Below are 17,989 nucleotides of genomic sequence, written 5' to 3'. Positions count from 1 at the left end.
GCGGCGATGGGGAGGATAGCAAGGAAGATATTTTGATACGAGAATGACTGGAGCTGTAAAAAAATGCATATTGATGAACTTGACACCCCGGCGCTGTGGGCCGATCTCGATGTTGTCGAGCGCAACCTCTCGCGGATGGGAGAGTACTGCAAGGCGCACGGGCTGGCGCTCAGGCCGCATATTAAAACTCACAAGATACCCGAGCTGGCCTGGCGGCAGATCGAGTCCGGGGCGGTGGGGATTACCTGCGCCAAGGTGACCGAGGCCGCGGTGATGGCCGCCGCGGGGCTGGAGGATATCCTGCTGGCCTACCCATTGTGGGGGCCGCACAAGTGGCGCAATCTGCTGGCCCTCACCCGGCGCGCCAGGGTGAGCGTGGCCACCGACAGCCCGGAGCACGCGCAGGCCACCGCCGATGCGCTGGGAGACAGCCGCCGGGAAATCAGCTACCTGGTCGAGGTGGACTCCGGGGGACGGCGCACCGGCCTTCAGCTCGACGACTCCCTGGCCGGCAAAGTGGCCCGGATAGCGGAGAGCGGTGTCCCGGTGCGCGGGATCATGCTCTACCCCGGCCATGTCCGCAAGGTCACGGACGAGGCTTTGCGGAAACTCTCGGCGCAGATCGGGATTGCCCGCGAGGCGTTCGGACAGGCGGGAGTGGATGTCGAGGTGGTTTCCGGCGGCAGCACGCCCACGGCGCTGCGCAGCCACGAGATCGAGGGCCTGACTGAAATCCGTCCCGGCACCTATATCTTCAACGACCTCAACTACCACAGTCTCGGCGCCTGCGAACTGGCCGACTGCGCGCTCAGGGTCCGTTGCCGGGTGGTCAGCGCCTCGGTGCCGGATACGGCCATAATCGACGGGGGCAGCAAGACGTTCAGCGACGCCGCCGGTATCGCCGGCCGGGGGTTCGGCATGATCGAGCAGCACCCGGAAGCCGAGTGCGAGAAAATGAACGAAGAGCACGGCTATGTCCGCACCGGGCAAAGCGAATGGAACCCGTCGTCCGGTGAGCTGGTGGACGTCTATCCCAACCACGTCTGCACCACGGTCAACATGCACCGGGTTCTGCACCTGGTCCGCGGCGGCGAAGTGGAGGAAATCCTGCCGATCGCGGCTGCGGGGAAAATCCACTGAGACCGGCAATCAGATCGCCAGGAGGAACAAATGCAGGGAAGAATCAAGTATCTGGCACTGGCGGCGGCTTTGCTGGTGTGTGCCGCACAGTCTTCCGCTCAGGGGATCAGGCCCTGGCCGGTCGATTCCCGCTACTGGGAGTACAACGGCCAGCCGGTCCTGCTGCTGGGCGGCTCGGCCGATGACGATCTGTTCCAGTACGAGGGTTTCGAGACCCAACTGGATATCCTGACGGCCTGCGGCGGCAACGTGATCCGCAACACGATGGCCAGCCGCGATTCCACCCGTCCCTGGCCGTTCGCCAGAGTGGGCGGCAAGTACGATCTGAACCTGTTCAACGACCGCTACTGGGACCGGTTCGCCCGTCTGCTGGAGGCCGCCCATGGGCGCGGCGTGATCGTGCAGATCGAGGTCTGGGCCACGTTCAACTACTATCGCGACAACTGGACCGGGTTCAACCCGTTCAACCCGTCGCTCAATATCAACTACACCGCCGCCGAGAGCGGGCTGGACTCGGCGAACACCAGCCACCCCACGGCCGCGGACAACCCGTTTTTCCGCACGCCCCCGGGGTGCGACAACAATACGGCAGTGCTGAAATGGCAGCAGAAGTTTGTCGACAAAATGCTCTCGATCAGCCTGCGCTACGATAATATCCTGTATGCGATGGACAACGAGACCTCGGTCGGCGAATGCTGGGGAGCTTTCTGGGCCGGGTATATCAAGGACAAGGGGCGCCAGGCGGGACGGCGGGTGTACACCACCGAGATGTGGGACCCCTGGGACCTGCGCCACGAGTGGCACCTGCGCACTATCGACCACCCCGAGACCTACGACTTTATCGATATCAGCCAGAATAACTGGCAGGAGGGCCAGCGCCATCAGGACGCCCTGGCCTACGTGCGGCGAAGGATCGAGGCCAATCCGCGCCCGATCAACAACACCAAGGTCTATTCCCGTCGCGGCGGAGGCGACAACTGGCTCGACCCGCGCCTGGGTGTGGACCGGTTCTGGGGCAATGTCTGGGCGGGGTGCGCCGGCACCCGCTTCCACCGTCCCACCGGCCGCGGCCACGGGATCGGTCTGGACAGCAACGCCCGGCGGGCGATCCGGGGAATCCGTCAGGTGATGGAGCGCTTCGACCTGTTCTCCAGCCATGTGGCCGACAACCTTCTTCGCGACCGCGCCGCCAACGAGGCCTATTGCCTGGCGGTGGAGGGAGAGCAGTGGGCGGTGATGTTCCCCGGCGGCGGGCAGGTGCTGCTGGACCCCGGGGGCGCCGCGGTTGGCGCCGAGCTGGAAGTGAGCTGGTTTGACGCCGAATATCTCCACTGGAAAGAACCGCAGCTTACTGCCGCCAGTCCTTACGTTCCGCTGGCTCCTCCGGGAGAAGGGCGCTGGGTGGCCGTGGTGAACGTGACGGAAGAGTGAAAGCGGCGCAGATTGCAGGAGAACGTGAACTGATGAGCGGAAAGCGCGCGGTGATTGTCGCCAGGGGGCTGGAGAAATCTTTCGGTGAGGTGACCGCTGTCGATGGCATAGATTTCGAGGTCTGCGAGGGCGAGTGTTTCGGAATTCTGGGGCCCAACGGCGCCGGCAAGACCAGCACCTTGCGGATGCTCTACGATTTCAGCCCCCGCGGCGGCGGCGAGTTGAGCGTGTTCGGACTCGATCCCTCGCGCGAGGGCAGCCGCGTGCGCCAGGTGCTGGGCGTGGTCCAGCAGAAAGACAACCTGGATCAGGAGCTGACTGTCCGCGAGAATCTGGAAGTCTACGCCGGTTACTACGGGATCGACTTCCACACGCTGGCCGGGCGGCTGGACGAGCTGCTGGCGTTCATGGAGCTCGAGGGACGGGGCGGCGCGCAGATCCGCGAGCTGTCGGGCGGGATGCAGCGCAGGCTGACAATTCTTCGCGCCCTGGTCCACTATCCCCGGCTGGTGATTCTGGACGAACCCACCACCGGTCTCGACCCCCAGGCGCGCCACCAGATCTGGGCCGTGCTGCGCAAGCTGACCTCCGGCGGCGTGACCGTTATCCTGACCACCCATTACATGGACGAGGCCGAGCGGCTCTGCGACCGCCTGGTGATCATGGACAAGGGCCGGATTCTTCACGAGGGCGCGCCCCGCGAGCTGATCAAGCGCCATCTCAGCCGGCTGGTGCTCGAAGTGGATCACAAGGACCTGCGGGAAACATGGCGGGAATGCGGACTGGAGCACGAGAGCTACGGGGACAGGGTATTTTTCAACGCCGGCGGCGAGGAGGCTTTCTCGGCGGTTCCTTACCGGGAAGGCGTGCTGCCGGGCGCGCTGAGGCCCTCGGACCTGGAGGACGTGTTCCTCAAGCTGACAGGCAGGAGGCTCGATGACGCCTGATCGTGGATTCGAGCTGGCCCGGCCTGCGAGCGGGCTGGTACGGGTGCTGGCTGTCTGGAAACGGTTCCGCCGCGTGTATTTCAAGTTCCTGCTGGCGAACATGATCCCGCCCGTGCTGGAACCGCTGTTCTTCATTCTGGGCCTGGGCGTGGGTCTGTCGGCGTACCTGGGCCTGGTTGACGGGGTCGAGTACGCGGTATTCCTGGCTCCGGGCATGATGGCGATTTCGCCGATGTGGTCGGCCAGTTTCGAGACCACCTACGGCACATACATGCGGATGGAGTACGAGCATATCTACGACGCCATCCTGGCCAGTCCGGTGTCATTCGGCGAGATGATGCTCGGCGAGACGCTCTGGGTCTCGTCAAAGGCCGCCGCGTTCAGCCTGGTCGTGGTGGGAGTAACCGCCCTGTTCGGGCTGGTGCACTCGTGGTGGGCGCTGCTGGTGCCGGTCGCCGGGTTCGTCACCGGCGCGATATACGCGCTGATGGGAATAATAGTTACCAGCAAGGTACGCGAAATCAACAACTTCAATTTTTACATGACCGGCGTGCTGACCCCGCAGTTCTATTTCTGCGGCGCGGTGTTCCCGCTGGAGCAGTTGCCGCCGTTGCTGAGGAGTGTCTGCTACGTGCTGCCGCTGACCCACGTGGTCGAACTGATGCGCTCGTTCTGCCTGGCCGATTTCCATTCGGGGCTCTGGATTAACGTTGTTGTCTGTCTGGCCTGGGCGGCGGTGCTGTGGCCGCTGGCAGAGCGGCTGCTGCGAAGACGGATAGTGGTTTGAGCAGTGCGCTTTTGGAAGCGGTGAGGGCTTTTGCTTCTTGTGGCCGGATCAGAAGAATTTGATACTTTTTATCGTCGTTCTGGTGAGGTTTTAACTTCAGAACTAACGTTCCGGAGGTACTTTGCGGTTTCTGTTCGTAATCATGGTTACGGTGCTTGCAGCGTTATCCGCCTGCGCAGTCCGCGGTACCGGTCCAAAAGATTATGACGTAGTAGTATACGGCGCCACGCCCGGCGGGATTGCCGCGGCCCTGGCGGCCGCGCGCATGGGCGAGCGGGTCTGCCTGGTGGCGGTCAACAGCCGCGTGGGCGGGATGATGGCTTCGGGGCTGGGCAACACCGATGCCGGCAACCCGGACTTTATCGGCGGGATCAGCGCCGAGGTTTTTGCGAAGATAGCCGCCCATTACCGTCGCGCCTACGGAGAAACCTCCCCGCAGTACGCGGCTTGCCGCGACGGCCTGCGGTTCGAGCCGCACGTGGCCGAGGCGGTGTTCGAAAAGATGCTGGCCGATGAGGAGGTGGAACTACTGCGCGCCTGGCGGCTGATCGAACTCGACGCCAGCCTGAACAGGATCAACTCGATTCTTCTGCGGCGTAATTCCGATGGCAGCCAGCGCAGTATCGAGGGACGCTTCTTTATCGATGCGACCTACACCGGCGACCTGTTCGCCGAGGCGGGCTGCCCGTTCTACACCGGCCGCGAGGGCCGCGAGGTTTTCGATGAATCCCTGGCCGGCCATCTGTTCCAGCATCACGAGACCCGTCTCCCCCTGCCCGGCAGCACCCACGAGGGCGACAGCCTGATCCAGGCCTACAACTACCGTCTCTGCCTCACCGACAGCGTGGAGAACTCGGTGCCCTGGCCCGAGCCGGAGAACTATAAGCCCGGCGACTACCGTGTGCTCTGCGAGTTCATCCGCCTGCGCAGGAATTCACCTCGCAGCGGTGGCGAGCTGACTCCGCGCGATTTTCTCAATATCGCTCCCCTGCCCAACCGCAAGTACGACCTCAACAACTACGGTCATTGCTGGCTGTCCACCGACCTGGTCGGCGGCAGCCAGGGCTACCCGCTGGGAACCTGGCGGGAGAGGGCGGGAATCGAGAAGGCCCACCGGGAGCATATCCTCGGCCTCTGGAAATTTTTGCGCACCGACCCCGGTATCCCGGCGGAGCTGAGAGCGCAGTTCGACCGCTACCGCCTGGCCGCCGACGAGTTCACCGACAACGGCAACTGGCCGTTCCAGATCTACGTCCGCGAAGCCCGCCGCCTTCACGGCGAGGTGACGTTCACCCAGCATGACGCAACGGTCGATACGCTCAAGAACGAGGCGGTCGGGATCGGCAGCTACCCGATGGATTCCCACGCCACCGGCCCCGTGCGGCGAGAGTACCGCTGGCGCGAGGGCTTTTTCATCCTGCCCAGCCGCCCCTACCAGATACCCTACCGTATCATGGTCCCCACCTGGATGCGGAACCTGCTCGTACCGGTCTGCGTCTCGGCCAGCCACGTGGGCTACGGCACTCTGCGCCTGGAGCCGGTCTGGATGATCATGGGACACGCCGCCGGCACGGCCGCATCGATTTGCCTGGAATTCAACTGCGAGGTGGGCGAGTGCCCTGTCCCGGTATTGCAGCGGGAACTTCGCTCCCAGGGTCAGATTATTGCCCACGATCAGGCCGCTCCCTGGACAGACCGGAGTGGAACAGGCTCGCGATAGCTGCCGGATTTCGTTAAAAAGCACACCGGTTTTCCCATTTTCAGAGGATATTTATTTGATATTTAAACTGTTTACGGGTATAATTGCTGAAAACCGTTGTGGGAATCTTATGCGCAGGAAGTCCGTGAATAGAGTTAGGCGGAGGCGGAGGCGGAGGCGGTGAGAGGGACTTTGTCTCTTGACAGGCAACGGTTTTTCAGGTTATAACGAAGTGTGTTGCCTTTATTCCTTTTGCCCGAGGTGTTTACGATGAGAGACCTGCTGACACCGCGAGAACTCGCCGAGTTGTGCGGCGTATCGCCCGACACTGTCAGGTCGTGGTGTTTTCGCAAGCAGATAAAGTTTGCAACCACACCCGGCGGGCACAAACGCTTCCGCCGCCAGGACGTGATCGAGTTTCTCAAGGAACGCGGTTTCCCCCTGCCCACGACGGATAAGCTTTCTCCGATCAAAGTACTGGTGGTGGATGATGAAGAGTCTTTCCGCAGGAGCCTGGTCGGAGCCTTGCAGAAAGAAACGGCCTTTAATGTCAAGGAAGCCGGGGATGGATATGAAGCCGGACGTCTGATCGGCGAGTTCGAACCCGACGTGCTCGTACTCGACCTGGTAATGCCGGGTATCGATGGATTCAGGGTCTGCCGGGATTTCAAGAACCGCGATAACGGCGAACAGGTCAAGATTATTGTCGTCACAGGCTACCCGGATGAAATGATGTTTCAGCGGGCGCGGGAGTCCGGAGCCAACGAATGCCTGGCCAAGCCGGTGGACATGAATACCCTGATGGATATGATCCGCAATCTCCACCACAATCCGGCTCCACGAAAGAGCCGCGGGCGAAAACCACGTAAATCCTGAGCGGAAGCAGTGTTTCGGCACATTCACCAGGTTCGCCCCGGGGAAACGGTGCGGAAATACTCGCCAATACGAACAAAGCCCGGCCCGGAGTTTAAAAAATCTCACGCCGGGCTTTGTTGTAGCAGATAGAGCTGACCGGACACGGTTGCGGCTCCAGTAATCGTCGGCAGAAACAGGCGCGCTAGCGATGACACCCGGAAAACCAAAAGGAAAAACCGGAAAACAGGCCTCCGTGATGAGCAAACCCGCTCCATCCGACCTTGAAGCCGGTATTGAAATCTATCGCAGGCTGGCGGCCTCCAGCCGGGATGTTATCTATTCGGCAACTCCCGATGGAACCTTGACCTTCGTCAGCGACCAGGCCTCCATCTATGGGTTTTCCCGCAGCGAAATGGAGGGCCACAGCTTCCTGGAGTTTATCCATTCCGACGACCGGGAGCGGATTATCGAGGAGTTTGCCCGCAGCATGGAAACCGGCGAGGAATTTCCCTCGCGGTTCAGGCTGGTCAATTCCGAGGGCCAGGCTGTCTGGTTCGAGGATCTCGGGGCGGTGCAGACTGACGATGACGGTACGGTGACGGGGATTGTCGGCGTACTGAGGGATATAACCGACCGCCAGCGCAACGAGGAAGAACTCTCCCAGTATAAGCAGCATCTTGAAAAGCTGGTCGATGAAAGGACAAGGCAGATCAGCGAAGCCAACAAGCAGCTCGAGCGGGAGATAGAAACCCGTCGGAACACGGCGGCCGAACTGGCCAAAAGCGAGGAACTCTACCGCACGGTAGTTGAAGCGATGAACGAGGGTCTGGGTCTTTCGGATCAAAACATGAATGTTTTTTACGTCAACGACGCGTTGTGCCGTCTGACCGGATATTGTCACGAAGAATGGTATTCCCGCCCCTTTACGGATTTTATCGCCGAGGAATACCGGGAGGAACTCGTCCGGCAATACGACAGTCGCAGAAAGGGTGAACTCGAAAGGCTCCATCGCTACCAGGTGGAGCTGGTCTGCGCCGACGGGAGCCGGAAGCCGGTCTGGATATCGCCTCGTCCGATCCTGGACGACAAAGGCGGGTTCAAGGCCAGTATGGCTGTTATTACGGATATCAGCGAGCAGGTCGAGGCGGAAAAAGCCCTGAAAGAAAGCAGCGAGCGCTATCGCCTGCTGATCGATAACGCCGGTGTTTCGATATACCTGTTGAGCGCCGAGGGCCGGGTGCTGCTGTGCAATAACATGGCCGCGGCGTATCTGGGACAGGCTCCCGAAAAAATAATTGGCAAAACTCTCGACGAGCTGATTCTTCCCCGCCAGGCCGCCCGTCACCTGCAACATGTCCGGCGGGCTATCGAAGAAGACCGGGAAATCAACGTTATCTACAACGCGACCCTGGACGGCGCCAACACGTGGTTCAAGGTCAACATCCAGCCCTACCATTACAGCAAGGATATCCCGTCGGTCCAGGTTATCGCTCATGATATCACCGAGCTCAAGGAAATCCAGCGCCACCTTCGCAGCGAGCGCGACAGCCTGGAGGAACGTGTTCTGGAAAGCGTTGCCGCTCTGCAGGAATCCGAGCAGCGCCTGCAGGAACGCCTCCGGGAGCTGACCTGCCTCTACAATATCCGCCAGGAATTCGACAGGGAGTATACTCTCGAAGAAACGATGGCGGCCTGCGCCCGGATTATTGTCGAGGCCCTGCACGACCGGGAGCACAAACGGGTGACTATCAACCTGGACGGACAGCAGTGGGTGACCGCCGAATGGCACAAAAAAGGAGCCGACTGCCTTGAAAGGACACTTGAAGTCGCCGGAGTCAATCGGGGTTTTCTCAGGCTTTGCGCCTCCAGTGATGATATCGTCTTCCTGCCGTTCGAGCAGGATCTGATCGACCACGCCGGGAATCTGATCGACGATTTCATTCTTAATACGGAGCTGCGCAGGCAGCTGATCCACTCTGAAAAGATGGCTGCCGCCGGCAGACTGGCCGCCGGCGTGGCCCACGAGATCAACAACCCGCTGGGTGCAATCAAGAACAGTCTGCATATTCTCAAATCTGCGGTCCCGGCCGAGAGCGACGACTATGCATACGTGGAGCTGATGGACCATGAGATCGACCGGGTGGCGGGGATCGTTGCCCAGCTCTACAACCTCTACCGGCCCTCGGCCAGTGAGGTCCGGAAGGTCGATCTGGGCGAACATACGGAAAACGTCCTGAAGATGCTGCAGACCCAGGTGCAGCGGCGCAAAATCGAGGTGAAGAACGAAATCACCGCTCCGGGGCCACAGCTCAGCCTGAGTGTCAACCAGCTTACCCAGGTTTTGTATAACGTGATTCTCAATGCACTGCAGGCGATGCCCCTGGGCGGAAGACTCACGATCGGCTGTACCCGGACGGCGTCGGCAACGGAACTGTGGATCAGCGACACCGGCCCGGGTATCGACGACGAAGTTCTTCCCCATATTTTCGAGCCGTTTTTCAGCACTAAGACCAAAGGCAGCCACATAAACGAGGGGATGGGTGTCGGGCTGTCGCTGTCGCGCTCGTTTGTCGAGGCAATGGGCGGAACGATATCAGTCAAGACGAGGCTGGGATGGGGCACCACATTCACGCTCTCTTTTCCCACCCGCAAGGCCAGGCGCTCCCGAGGCAAACAGCGCAAGTGAAGCGTTAACCGTTATGTCTGTTTCAAGTCCGCAATTGACGGAGGCGACCTGTTGCAGAACCGCCGGGCGGTAATCGCAGCCCTGGTCGTGCTTGCGGCCCTTATCGCACCGATCGTGCTGCGCATGCGGACCGGCCCGTCAGCCCCAGGCCGGAGTACAGCCATCCGGGAGCTGCAGGAGCGGCCCGCACGGATTATCTCGATGGCGCCGAGTATCACGGAGGTCCTCTTCGCCGTAGGCGCGGGGGATCAGGTCGCCGGCGTGACCCGCTACTGCGACTATCCTCCCGAGGCCGCCACTCGGCCCCAGGTGGGCGGTTATCTGGACCCCAGCTACGAGGCGATCCTGTCCCTGCAGCCGGACCTGGTGGTGATCCTCTCCGAGCAGGAAACCTCGTCCGGGAAGATGTTCCGTGAACTCAACCTGTCCGTACTGGTTGTGGAGCACCGGGATATCAGCGGTATCCTGGAGTCCGTCACCACGATCGGCCGGGCGGCGGGCCGTGAGCAGCAGGCTGCCGGTCTGCTGGAGAATCTCCAGGCGCGGATGGATACTATCCGCGGCCGGGTTGAAAACAGGGGTCGTCCTAAAGTGCTGGTGGTGCTGGGCCGCAACCTGTCCGCCGGCGACCTGTCCAATACGTATATCGCCGGCAGCGACGGATTTTACAACGACCTGGTGGAACTCGCGGGAGGCTCCAACAGTTACCGCGGCCGGACAATCGCTTTTCCCGCTGTCAGCGCCGAGGGATTGCACCTGCTCGCCCCCGAAGTTATCATCGAAGTTATCCCCAATCTCGGCCGGACCGGAATCGACAGTGAGCGCTTCGAGCAGGCCTGGAGCGAGCTGCCCGGCCTGCTCGCCGCGGATGAGGGCAACGTCCATGTTTTTGTCACCGGCTACGCGGTTCGTCCCGGCCCCCGGTTTATCCTGCTGGCCGAGGACATGGCCCGCGCGATCCACCCCGGAGCCGACTGGCCGGCCGGGGAATGACACAGGATACGCTAATGAGCACACCGGCGGTTACGGTAACTAATTTCGGCATCGAGCTGGGCGGCAACCAGATCCTGCGCGAAGTTTCCTTCAGCGCTGGCGCCGGCGAGTATATCTCGATAGTCGGACCCAACGGAGCCGGCAAGACCACGCTGCTGCGCTGCCTCAACCGCGTTCTCGGCGGGGGCAGAGGACGGATCGAAATTTTCGGGAAACCGCTGGAAGAGTATAATCAACGCGAACTTGCCCGCCGGGTCAGCTATGTGCCCCAGCTCGATGGCCGCGCGCTGCCGTTCAGCGTGGAAGAATTTGTGGCCATGGGCCGCTATCCCTACCTGTCCGCCTTTTCAGGCCCCAGTGAACAGGACCGCGCGATGCTGGCCGGGATTCTGACCCGGGCAGGCGTGGAACACCTTCGGGAGCGAAAGGTGGACACGCTCAGCGGCGGCGAGCGTCAGAAAGTGCTTATCGCCGCGGCGCTGGCCCAGGGCGCCGAGATCATGCTGCTCGACGAGCCGACCACCTTTCTGGATTACCGTCACCAGGTGGAAGTCCGCAGTCTGCTGGGCGAACTTAACCGCCTGCAGGGCAAAACGATCCTGGCGGTCACCCACGACCTCAACAGCGCCCTGACAGAATGCAGCAGGGCTGTCGCCCTTGCCGGGGGACGGGTGGTGTTCGACGGGCTTCCGGGAGAGCTGCTCGACGAGCGCCGTCTGCGGGAAATCTACGGCACCGGGTTCACCTTTATCCATCAGCCCGGTTCCGAACTGCCCTTTATCCGTCCCGGGGAGGCCGGCCGATGAGCGGGCGCTTGGCTTTCTGGACAGTGATTATCGCCAGCCTGGCAGTGGCTCTGCTTGCGCCCCTGGTCGGCCCGCACCCCGTGGGGCTGGACGCACTGTTCAATCCGTCCTCGGCCGGTGTCGATGGCGAGATCCTGTGGCGGATCAGGGTCCCCCGGGTGGTCACCTCGTTCCTGGCCGGTTCGGCGCTGGCCGCGGGAGGGCTGGCGTTCCAGGCCATGTTCCGCAATCCGCTGGCCACGCCGTTTACCCTCGGAGTCGCCAGCGGGGCCTCGCTGGGCGCCAGCCTGTACGTGGGCCTCGGCATGGGATTCACCCTGTTCGGTTTCAGCGGCGAGACTGCGGCCTCGTTCGCCGGGGCGCTGCTGGCGATGGGGTTTGTCTATTCGCTGTCACGGCTCAAGAGCGGGCTCACCACCGGCGGGATGCTGCTGGCCGGCGTGGCGGTCAGCTTCTTCTTCTCCAGTCTGATCCTGCTGGTCCAGTATATCAGCGATTTCACCAATAGCTTCAATATCCTGCGCCGGCTTATCGGCGGGATTCGGGTTGTCGGGTTCGGCCCTGCCCTGAACCTGCTGCCGTTCGCCATCGGCGGCGGTATCGTGATTGTTGCGCTGGCCCACGAACTCAATCTGCTCACCGTCGGCGAGGATATCGCCACCAGCCGGGGAGTGGATGTCCGCCGGGTGCGCAAGGTAGTGTTCGGCGTGGTCAGCCTGATGGTGGCCGCGGTGGTCAGTATCTGCGGCCCGATCGGGTTCGTGGGGATGATGGCCCCGCACATGGTGCGCCTGCTGGTAGGCCCCGACCACCGGCGGCTGGCTCCTGCGGCGATCATGTTCGGCGGCGGGTTCCTCACCCTCTGCGACACCCTGGCCCGCACGCTGATCGCCCCGGTGGAGATCCCGGTTGGCGTGATCACCGCCCTGCTGGGCGGCCCGTTTTTCCTCTGGCTGCTGCTGAGCGGCTCGGCTGGGAAAATCACCTGAAGTTGTGAAAGTTAAACGTTGTGGCCAGAATCCTGCTGATAAACCCCAACCGCTACACCGAACCGCCTGTGCCGCCCCTGGGGCTGGAGTACCTGGCCGCTGCGCTGGAAGGCGCTTCCCACTACTGCCGGCTGCTGGACCTGACCTTCGCCGCGGACACCGATGCGGACGTCCGGGCCGCGGTGGATGACTGCGGTCCGGACCTGGCCGGGATCACCGTCCGCAATATCGACAGCGCGATCTGCCACAACAACCTGTTCTTCCTCGATGAGATCGCCGCAGTCGTGGAGTTGCTGGACAGCCTCGGTGTACCGGTGGTTGCCGGCGGCGCGGGCTTTTCGTTCGCGCCGGAGGAAATCATTCAATATCTCGGTGCGCGCTGGGGAGTGGACGGACCCGCCGAAGGAGTGTTGCCGGGGCTGCTGGACTCACTGGACAACGGTGACCCGCCGGGCGCGGGTAGCGTGCTCGACGGCTGGAGCGATCCCGGATGGCTGGCCGGAGACTCGAGCCCCGCGCGCAGCAGCGAAGGAGTGGACTACGAGCGCTACCTGGGCGAGGGGGCGGTCGGCGGGTTCCGCACCCAGACCGGCTGCCGGGGTGCGTGTCCGTTCTGCGCCGAGGCCGGCCGGAAAGTCGTGTTCCGGCAACCCCGGGCGGTTGTGCGTGAGCTGGAGGCGATGGCCGAGGGGGGAGTGCGGAAATTCCACCTCTGCGATTCGGAATTCAATCAGGACCTCGATTACTGCCACTCCCTGCTGGCGGAAATGGAGCGGGCCCGGCTGGGTTTCGACTGGGCGCTCTACATGCGCACGGCCCCGTTTGACCGCGAGCTGTTCCGTGGCCTGGCGGATACCGGGGCGAGCCTGGTCACGCTGACCTATCCCAGCGGCGCACCCGATGAACCGGCGCGGGCTGCCCGCGCGATTTCCCTGGCTAAAGAGTATGGCGTCAGGGTGGCCGTGGACTACCTGTGCGGCTTTCCCGGCCAGACTCCCGATGAGGTTGGCCGGGAGCTGGATACCCTTCGGCGCGCGGAGCCTGACACCGTGGGCGTGAGCAATTGTATCCGGCTTTACAGTGGTACGGGCGTGGCGCGGAAAGTGATGTCCGATCCCCGCTGGCGAACGGGTCTGCTGGGTGAAGTGGACGGCAACCCCGGCCTGCTTAAGCCAGTGTTCTACTGCGGGATCCCGCTGGAGGAACTGAAAGGCCTGGTGGGAAGCGATCCCCTGTTCAAAATCGAGGGATTCGAGCGCAGCAGCAATTACCAGCGATTTTCCAGCTGATTTCTCTTCCGAGACAAGTATTCATTTTCAGGCTGGACAGCTCACCTCCGGCGGCTATATAATTAAGCGGAAGCTGATATTCGGTTTTCGTTTTTCTCGCAGCTTAACCACAAGCGGAGGAGACGCGATGGACCCGACCTGTTCGTTTCTGGATCGCTACCGCGACCACGGACTTCTGCTGATCAGAGTTGGCGTCGGAGTGCTGTTCATGATGCATGGATGGCCCAAAATTACCGGTGGGGTGGAGACGTGGGAGAAAGTGGGCGGGGCGATAGGGGTGTTCGGGATCGGGTTTGCGCCGGTATTCTGGGGATTCATGGCCGCGTTCAGCGAGTTTTTCGGCGGCCTGCTACTGGCGGTCGGTCTGTTTTCGAGGGGGGCGGCGTTTTTGCTGTTCTGCACGATGGTGACCGCATCGACGATGCATATCACCGGCGGCGACGGGTTCGAGCGTTTCAGCCACCCGCTGAAACTGGTGTTCGTCTTCGGCGGCCTGATGCTGGCCGGGCCGGGCAGGTTCAGTATCGACGCGGGATTATCGAAAACCCTTAGCTCCCGGAGCGGACCGGAACCGCCGCAATCGGTTTAAGATCAATTCCAAGTCTGGACCCGGCGCTGTTCGAGCGGATCAGCCGGGAAGTCGACAGAATCGGGCTGGTGGACACCCACGAGCACCGGGCTGTGGCTGCACCAGTGGCTGGAGACGGTTCCGGCGAATAAAATATTGGCTTTCGGCGGCGATTACCTGTTTCCGGAGGGGACTTACGTCCACGCCAAAATGGCGCGCAGGGTGGTGGCAGAAACCCTGACCGAAAAAGTGATGCAGGGTTACATGACCGAGGCCGAGGCGCTGGAGGTTGCCAGCTTGATCCTGCGGCAGAATGCGGTCGAGCTGTTCGGTCTGGAGGAATACCTGAAGAATTGATATGCTGTAGGGGCGACGCATGCGTCGCCCGGATTAACACACCCCGTCCCCCAATTTCATCGGGGGACACCCCTCTCAAGAGGGGACTTTTATTCCAGCCGGGAGAGCAGGTACTGGCGGCCGCGCTCGATAGCGGTCAGCATCTCTTCGAGGTAGTTGGGTCCGCAGTTTAGTCCGCAGAAAACCTCGAACGCATCGAGCATCGCCAGGCCCTGGCGGATCGAACGTTCAACCGCAATCGGGGCTCCGTTCACCGTGACATAGATCGGGCTGGTGTGGGCGTAGCGATGGCTGCTGCCGCGCACGGTGTATGGTCCCGACGGACCGTCGTAGCGGGCCAGCTCCTGTTCGCTGAGCAGGGTGTCCGAGTCGGTGGCGACCGCGCAGACCCAGCCGCTTTGATTGAATTCGATTTCGATTTCCCCCGCCGCGCGCCTGGTGCGTTCGCCTGTTTCAAGCTCTCCGGCAAGTTCGCCGTTGACTACCAGCCAGACCCGGCCGAGCGGGCAGTCGCTGGTTGCGCCCAGGCTGAACGCAACAGTCCCGCCGTCTTTACCCAACGCGATCTCGTCACCCGGCCGCACACTGTCTCCTGCCGAAAGAAATATCATCGGCCCGTTGGTGACGAAATTCCGTCCCGCGCGCCAGGCATCGAGCATGCCCTGTACCCCGTCGCTGCTGTCGGCCCGGATGTAGGCCCGGTTGTACCCCGGCGGGCTGGCCTTGACCCCGGTTGCCGTCCCGGCTCCGGCGGCCAGGCGGAGACCGCAGTTGAGCAGCCGGTGGTAGGTTTCCAGATTCATCCGCATCATTCCCTCGGGCGTATCGGGATATACAGGAAACCCGGGGACTTCCAGCAGGTTCGAGTACTGGGAGCGGGGCATGAACTTGTGCAGGTGGAAATTGTTGTTGACCACGTTGACCACGTCCACCGCGCCGACCACCGCGTCCAGCAGCACCTCCGGCGACCATCCCCCCTGGTAGCAGTTGAGCGCGCCCAGCCCTGAGCTGTAGAGGGCCGCCGGCAGGTTGGGCATGGCGGGGTTGTCGGTGAACGGGAACGGGTTGGGCAGGCCGACTATGTAAAGGGCTCCCCAGTTATATTCCAGCTCGGCGTCGTAGATTGTCACCGGGATTTCCCGTCCCGCCGCGGCGATTGAATGGGCGTGGCCCGGCCCCTCGGGCACTCCCCATCGAGGGCGGTTCCACCATTGCAGGCTGGTTCCGAAATCCAGGCCTTCGGCGGCGCACCATGCCGCCACCTCCGGCGCTTCGAGATGCAGATGGTTTTCGGCGGCCAGGTATCCGCGTCCCGCCATGTCGATCCAGCGCTCCAGGCGGAGAGTGTGGCGTAAAGTATCCTGTGCCGGGATTTCCAGCCACCGGCGAAAGCGAACGTACTCCTTGCCGTGCTCGACCCGCAGTTCGCAACGGCCTTCGGGCAGGGAAAGCTGCTCAGTGCCGTCGGAGGCAAACCACACGTCAGGACCGATCTCCAGGGTGAAAGCGCCGGGAGGAACGGCGCAGCTGCTGTCCGCGCCACGGATCATCACGCGGCAGGCCAGCGGCGCGCCGGTGATGTTGTCCAGCACGGCGAGTTCGAGTACAGCGGCCCGGGGGGCGCTGAGCCAGCAGGATACGGAAATTACGATGGCCTGGAGGATTGGGGATGAAACGAGGGGTCTGCGGCTGAAGGTGCGCTGACTAGCGGACATTGCCAGCCTCCTTGCCCTTCCTGATACTTACCATCGGTCCCAGCTTGAGCACCCCCTGTTCGCGGCTGGCGTAATCGGGAATCGCCTCGTTGTTCTCCGCCCGCACTTCCATGCTGAATCCGTTACGCGCGGCAATCGCCTCGCCGAAAAGCAAGATCGCCACCGCAAGCATCACTCCCTCGCCCACGTCTCCCAGGGTCAGGGTATAAATCCAGCCGACCATGATTGCCACGATCAAGACCACAGGCAGGGCCAGCACTCCGGTTCGGATGGCGTTGCTATTTCTAACCGGGCCGGTCAACTGATCCAGGTAATGTTTGATTACGGCGCTTGCGGCCCGATTGAATTGTTCCTGTTCCAGATAATGGCGGAGGAAAGTAACGATGAAGCGGTTGCGATCGGGAGTCAGCGGGTAAAGGCCGTAGAGGAAATGCTCCACTTCCTCGATCGGGCGGATCATCAGCAGCAGAGAGTCGCCATGGACCGTGTAGCAGTGACCTTCCTCGATAATCAGCTCGTGGTCAAGCACTCCCTCCCAGCGCAGGAAATGGAGGCCTTTCTCAAAGCTTTGGCTCTGGGAGAGCAGGGAGGCGTTGATCGTGCGCAGGGCATCCTCACGGTCGCTCTCATCCAGGGCTTCCGGCAGGGCGAAGCCGAACCGTCGCATGACAGCGCCGGCGCCCTCCACGGCATGCGTCTGCAGGTAATCGCGGAGACCGGCGATCCCCGAGCCTTCGATCATCTTGATCCGCCGGTCCATGTGCAGGTCCTTCATGGCCTTGGCAACGGCGCGCTGGTCCAGTGGATTCCTTTGCAGCAGCTTGGATAGCCTGACGAACAGTTTTTCGGCCTCCTCCCTGCCGGTCTTTTCGATCTGCAGGCCTTCCTTGAGTCCCTCCTGGGAAAGTGATCCGCCGCTGGCGTCGAATACATAGTCCTCGAGCAGTTTTTCCTCTTCAAGGACTTCCGCGATGGAAACCTCGTTAATTATTTCGTGGATATCGAGATCGGAGTCTTGTTTGCCGGTAAGCTGCTCGTAACGCTCGTTGAAATAGGCGCGCAGGCCCCGGTCGAAAATGTAGGTATAGAAGTGGTCCAGTTTCCAGAGGCTTAAGTAGTAGATGATTTTTTCAGCCTGCTTGTTGCTGAAGCTCATCCCGGAGAGCTCGAGATAGATCGTACGCAGCTTGTCCTCATCGACCTCCGGGGCGTCCCTGTCCGCAGCCTCAACTCCGCTGCCCCTGCCTTTGCCGCCGAACATGTCGATCAGCAGGCTGAACTCGTAGCAGCGCATGGTCTCGTTGTTCTGCAGCTTCCGGATGGTTTTATCTTCCAGCACCTTGTAAACCGGGCCGAGATCGAGTTTCTCAAGCTTGGCGACCTGGTTCATGCCCTGGTAGTCGTGTTCGGCCAGCTTCTGGATTATCAGGTGAAAGTATTCGAGCTCCCCGCTCTTGAGCTGGCTGAGATAATCCGGGCGGTCGAGACTTTCGGCGATTTGTTTCTTCTTCATGGCTTACCCGGGGGAAAGCTGTTCGTGTAAAAACCTGAGAGCTCGAAAATACGGCCGGAACCGGGCCATCCAGACGGGATACAGGCGGGCGGGATTAAGCCGGCCGCGCAATGTTTGTTCCGGTTCGACTGATATGAGACAATTCTGCCCTCGAAGGACCAGTTTTCATTATAATATAAACCGGCGACTTTTAAAACTGTTTGGCGGGTTTCCC

15 protein-coding genes are annotated in these 17,989 nt (G+C 61.8%); 13 read left to right on the top strand and 2 right to left on the bottom strand.

Annotated features, from left to right (window positions below; all coding sequences use genetic code 11):
• Positions 1-63 precede the first annotated feature (63 nt).
• From FVQ81_12605 to FVQ81_12545, 13 genes are all read left to right on the top strand, one after another.
• Positions 64-1,140 carry a D-TA family PLP-dependent enzyme gene (locus tag FVQ81_12605; GenBank protein ID MBW7997387.1) on the top strand — a complete coding sequence of 359 codons (1,077 nt, stop codon included), beginning with the start codon at positions 64-66 and terminating at the stop codon, positions 1,138-1,140.
• A 30-nt stretch (positions 1,141-1,170) separates the two neighbouring features.
• A complete protein-coding gene (locus FVQ81_12600; protein ID MBW7997386.1) occupies positions 1,171-2,571 on the top strand; it encodes a hypothetical protein in 1,401 nt (466 codons plus the stop codon).
• A gap of 32 nt (positions 2,572-2,603) precedes the next feature.
• A complete protein-coding gene (locus FVQ81_12595; protein ID MBW7997385.1) occupies positions 2,604-3,518 on the top strand; it encodes an ABC transporter ATP-binding protein in 915 nt (304 codons plus the stop codon).
• On the top strand, positions 3,508-4,305 hold the full coding sequence (locus FVQ81_12590; GenBank protein MBW7997384.1) for an ABC transporter: 798 nt from the start codon (positions 3,508-3,510) through the stop codon (positions 4,303-4,305). Before FVQ81_12595 ends, FVQ81_12590 begins: the two co-directional genes overlap by 11 nt.
• Before the next feature lie 121 nt (positions 4,306-4,426).
• On the top strand, positions 4,427-6,025 hold the full coding sequence (locus tag FVQ81_12585; protein MBW7997383.1) for an FAD-dependent oxidoreductase: 1,599 nt from the start codon (positions 4,427-4,429) through the stop codon (positions 6,023-6,025).
• A 249-nt stretch (positions 6,026-6,274) separates the two neighbouring features.
• On the top strand, positions 6,275-6,880 hold the full coding sequence (locus FVQ81_12580; protein ID MBW7997382.1) for a response regulator: 606 nt from the start codon (positions 6,275-6,277) through the stop codon (positions 6,878-6,880).
• A 187-nt stretch (positions 6,881-7,067) separates the two neighbouring features.
• Positions 7,068-9,545: a PAS domain S-box protein gene (locus FVQ81_12575; GenBank protein MBW7997381.1), complete on the top strand. Its 2,478-nt coding sequence runs from the start codon at positions 7,068-7,070 to the stop codon at positions 9,543-9,545.
• Between the two features lie 51 nt (positions 9,546-9,596).
• On the top strand, positions 9,597-10,538 hold the full coding sequence (locus FVQ81_12570) for an ABC transporter substrate-binding protein (protein MBW7997380.1): 942 nt from the start codon (positions 9,597-9,599) through the stop codon (positions 10,536-10,538).
• A complete protein-coding gene (locus tag FVQ81_12565; GenBank protein ID MBW7997379.1) occupies positions 10,535-11,344 on the top strand; it encodes an ABC transporter ATP-binding protein in 810 nt (269 codons plus the stop codon). Before FVQ81_12570 ends, FVQ81_12565 begins: the two co-directional genes overlap by 4 nt.
• Positions 11,341-12,333 (top strand): iron ABC transporter permease, encoded by a 993-nt coding sequence (locus tag FVQ81_12560; GenBank protein MBW7997378.1) that lies wholly within the window; start codon positions 11,341-11,343, stop codon positions 12,331-12,333. Before FVQ81_12565 ends, FVQ81_12560 begins: the two co-directional genes overlap by 4 nt.
• 20 nt (positions 12,334-12,353) lie before the next feature.
• Positions 12,354-13,622: a radical SAM protein gene (locus FVQ81_12555; protein MBW7997377.1), complete on the top strand. Its 1,269-nt coding sequence runs from the start codon at positions 12,354-12,356 to the stop codon at positions 13,620-13,622.
• A 127-nt stretch (positions 13,623-13,749) separates the two neighbouring features.
• The gene (locus tag FVQ81_12550; GenBank protein MBW7997376.1) at positions 13,750-14,211 is read left to right on the top strand and encodes a DoxX family protein; all 462 of its coding nucleotides are present in this window, start codon (positions 13,750-13,752) and stop codon (positions 14,209-14,211) included.
• A gap of 135 nt (positions 14,212-14,346) precedes the next feature.
• Entirely contained in the window at positions 14,347-14,547 is a 201-nt protein-coding gene (locus tag FVQ81_12545) for a hypothetical protein (GenBank protein MBW7997375.1), read from the top strand.
• Positions 14,548-14,636: 89 nt separating this feature from the next.
• On the opposite strand, the gene FVQ81_12540 is transcribed toward FVQ81_12545, so the two are convergent.
• Positions 14,637-16,262 carry a hypothetical protein gene (locus tag FVQ81_12540; GenBank protein ID MBW7997374.1) on the bottom strand — a complete coding sequence of 542 codons (1,626 nt, stop codon included), beginning with the start codon at positions 16,260-16,262 and terminating at the stop codon, positions 14,637-14,639.
• Positions 16,252-17,775, bottom strand: a complete 1,524-nt coding sequence (locus FVQ81_12535; GenBank protein MBW7997373.1) for a hypothetical protein — start codon at positions 17,773-17,775, stop codon at positions 16,252-16,254. Before FVQ81_12535 ends, FVQ81_12540 begins: the two co-directional genes overlap by 11 nt.
• Between the last annotated feature and the right edge of the window lie 214 nt (positions 17,776-17,989).

The sequence above is a fragment of the Candidatus Glassbacteria bacterium genome (assembly GCA_019456185.1).
Classification (GTDB): domain Bacteria; phylum Gemmatimonadota; class Glassbacteria; order GWA2-58-10; family GWA2-58-10; genus JAJRTS01.
Note: the sequence above shows the minus strand (reverse complement) of the source record. Positions and strands in the feature narration are given on the sequence as shown.

What these genes read in the sequence shown, in the direction of transcription:
- FVQ81_12600 (MBW7997386.1), top strand. Translation starts at nt 1,171, where the DNA reads ATGCAGGGAAGAATCAAGTATCTGGCACTGGCGGCGGCTTTGCTGGTG.
- FVQ81_12580 (MBW7997382.1), top strand. Translation starts at nt 6,275, where the DNA reads ATGAGAGACCTGCTGACACCGCGAGAACTCGCCGAGTTGTGCGGCGTA.
- FVQ81_12550 (MBW7997376.1), top strand. Translation starts at nt 13,750, where the DNA reads ATGGACCCGACCTGTTCGTTTCTGGATCGCTACCGCGACCACGGACTT.
- FVQ81_12605 (MBW7997387.1), top strand. Translation starts at nt 64, where the DNA reads ATGCATATTGATGAACTTGACACCCCGGCGCTGTGGGCCGATCTCGAT.
- FVQ81_12535 (MBW7997373.1), bottom strand. Translation starts at nt 17,775, where the DNA reads ATGAAGAAGAAACAAATCGCCGAAAGTCTCGACCGCCCGGATTATCTC.
- FVQ81_12565 (MBW7997379.1), top strand. Translation starts at nt 10,535, where the DNA reads ATGACACAGGATACGCTAATGAGCACACCGGCGGTTACGGTAACTAAT.
- FVQ81_12575 (MBW7997381.1), top strand. Translation starts at nt 7,068, where the DNA reads ATGACACCCGGAAAACCAAAAGGAAAAACCGGAAAACAGGCCTCCGTG.
- FVQ81_12595 (MBW7997385.1), top strand. Translation starts at nt 2,604, where the DNA reads ATGAGCGGAAAGCGCGCGGTGATTGTCGCCAGGGGGCTGGAGAAATCT.
- FVQ81_12540 (MBW7997374.1), bottom strand. Translation starts at nt 16,262, where the DNA reads ATGTCCGCTAGTCAGCGCACCTTCAGCCGCAGACCCCTCGTTTCATCC.
- FVQ81_12560 (MBW7997378.1), top strand. Translation starts at nt 11,341, where the DNA reads ATGAGCGGGCGCTTGGCTTTCTGGACAGTGATTATCGCCAGCCTGGCA.
- FVQ81_12590 (MBW7997384.1), top strand. Translation starts at nt 3,508, where the DNA reads ATGACGCCTGATCGTGGATTCGAGCTGGCCCGGCCTGCGAGCGGGCTG.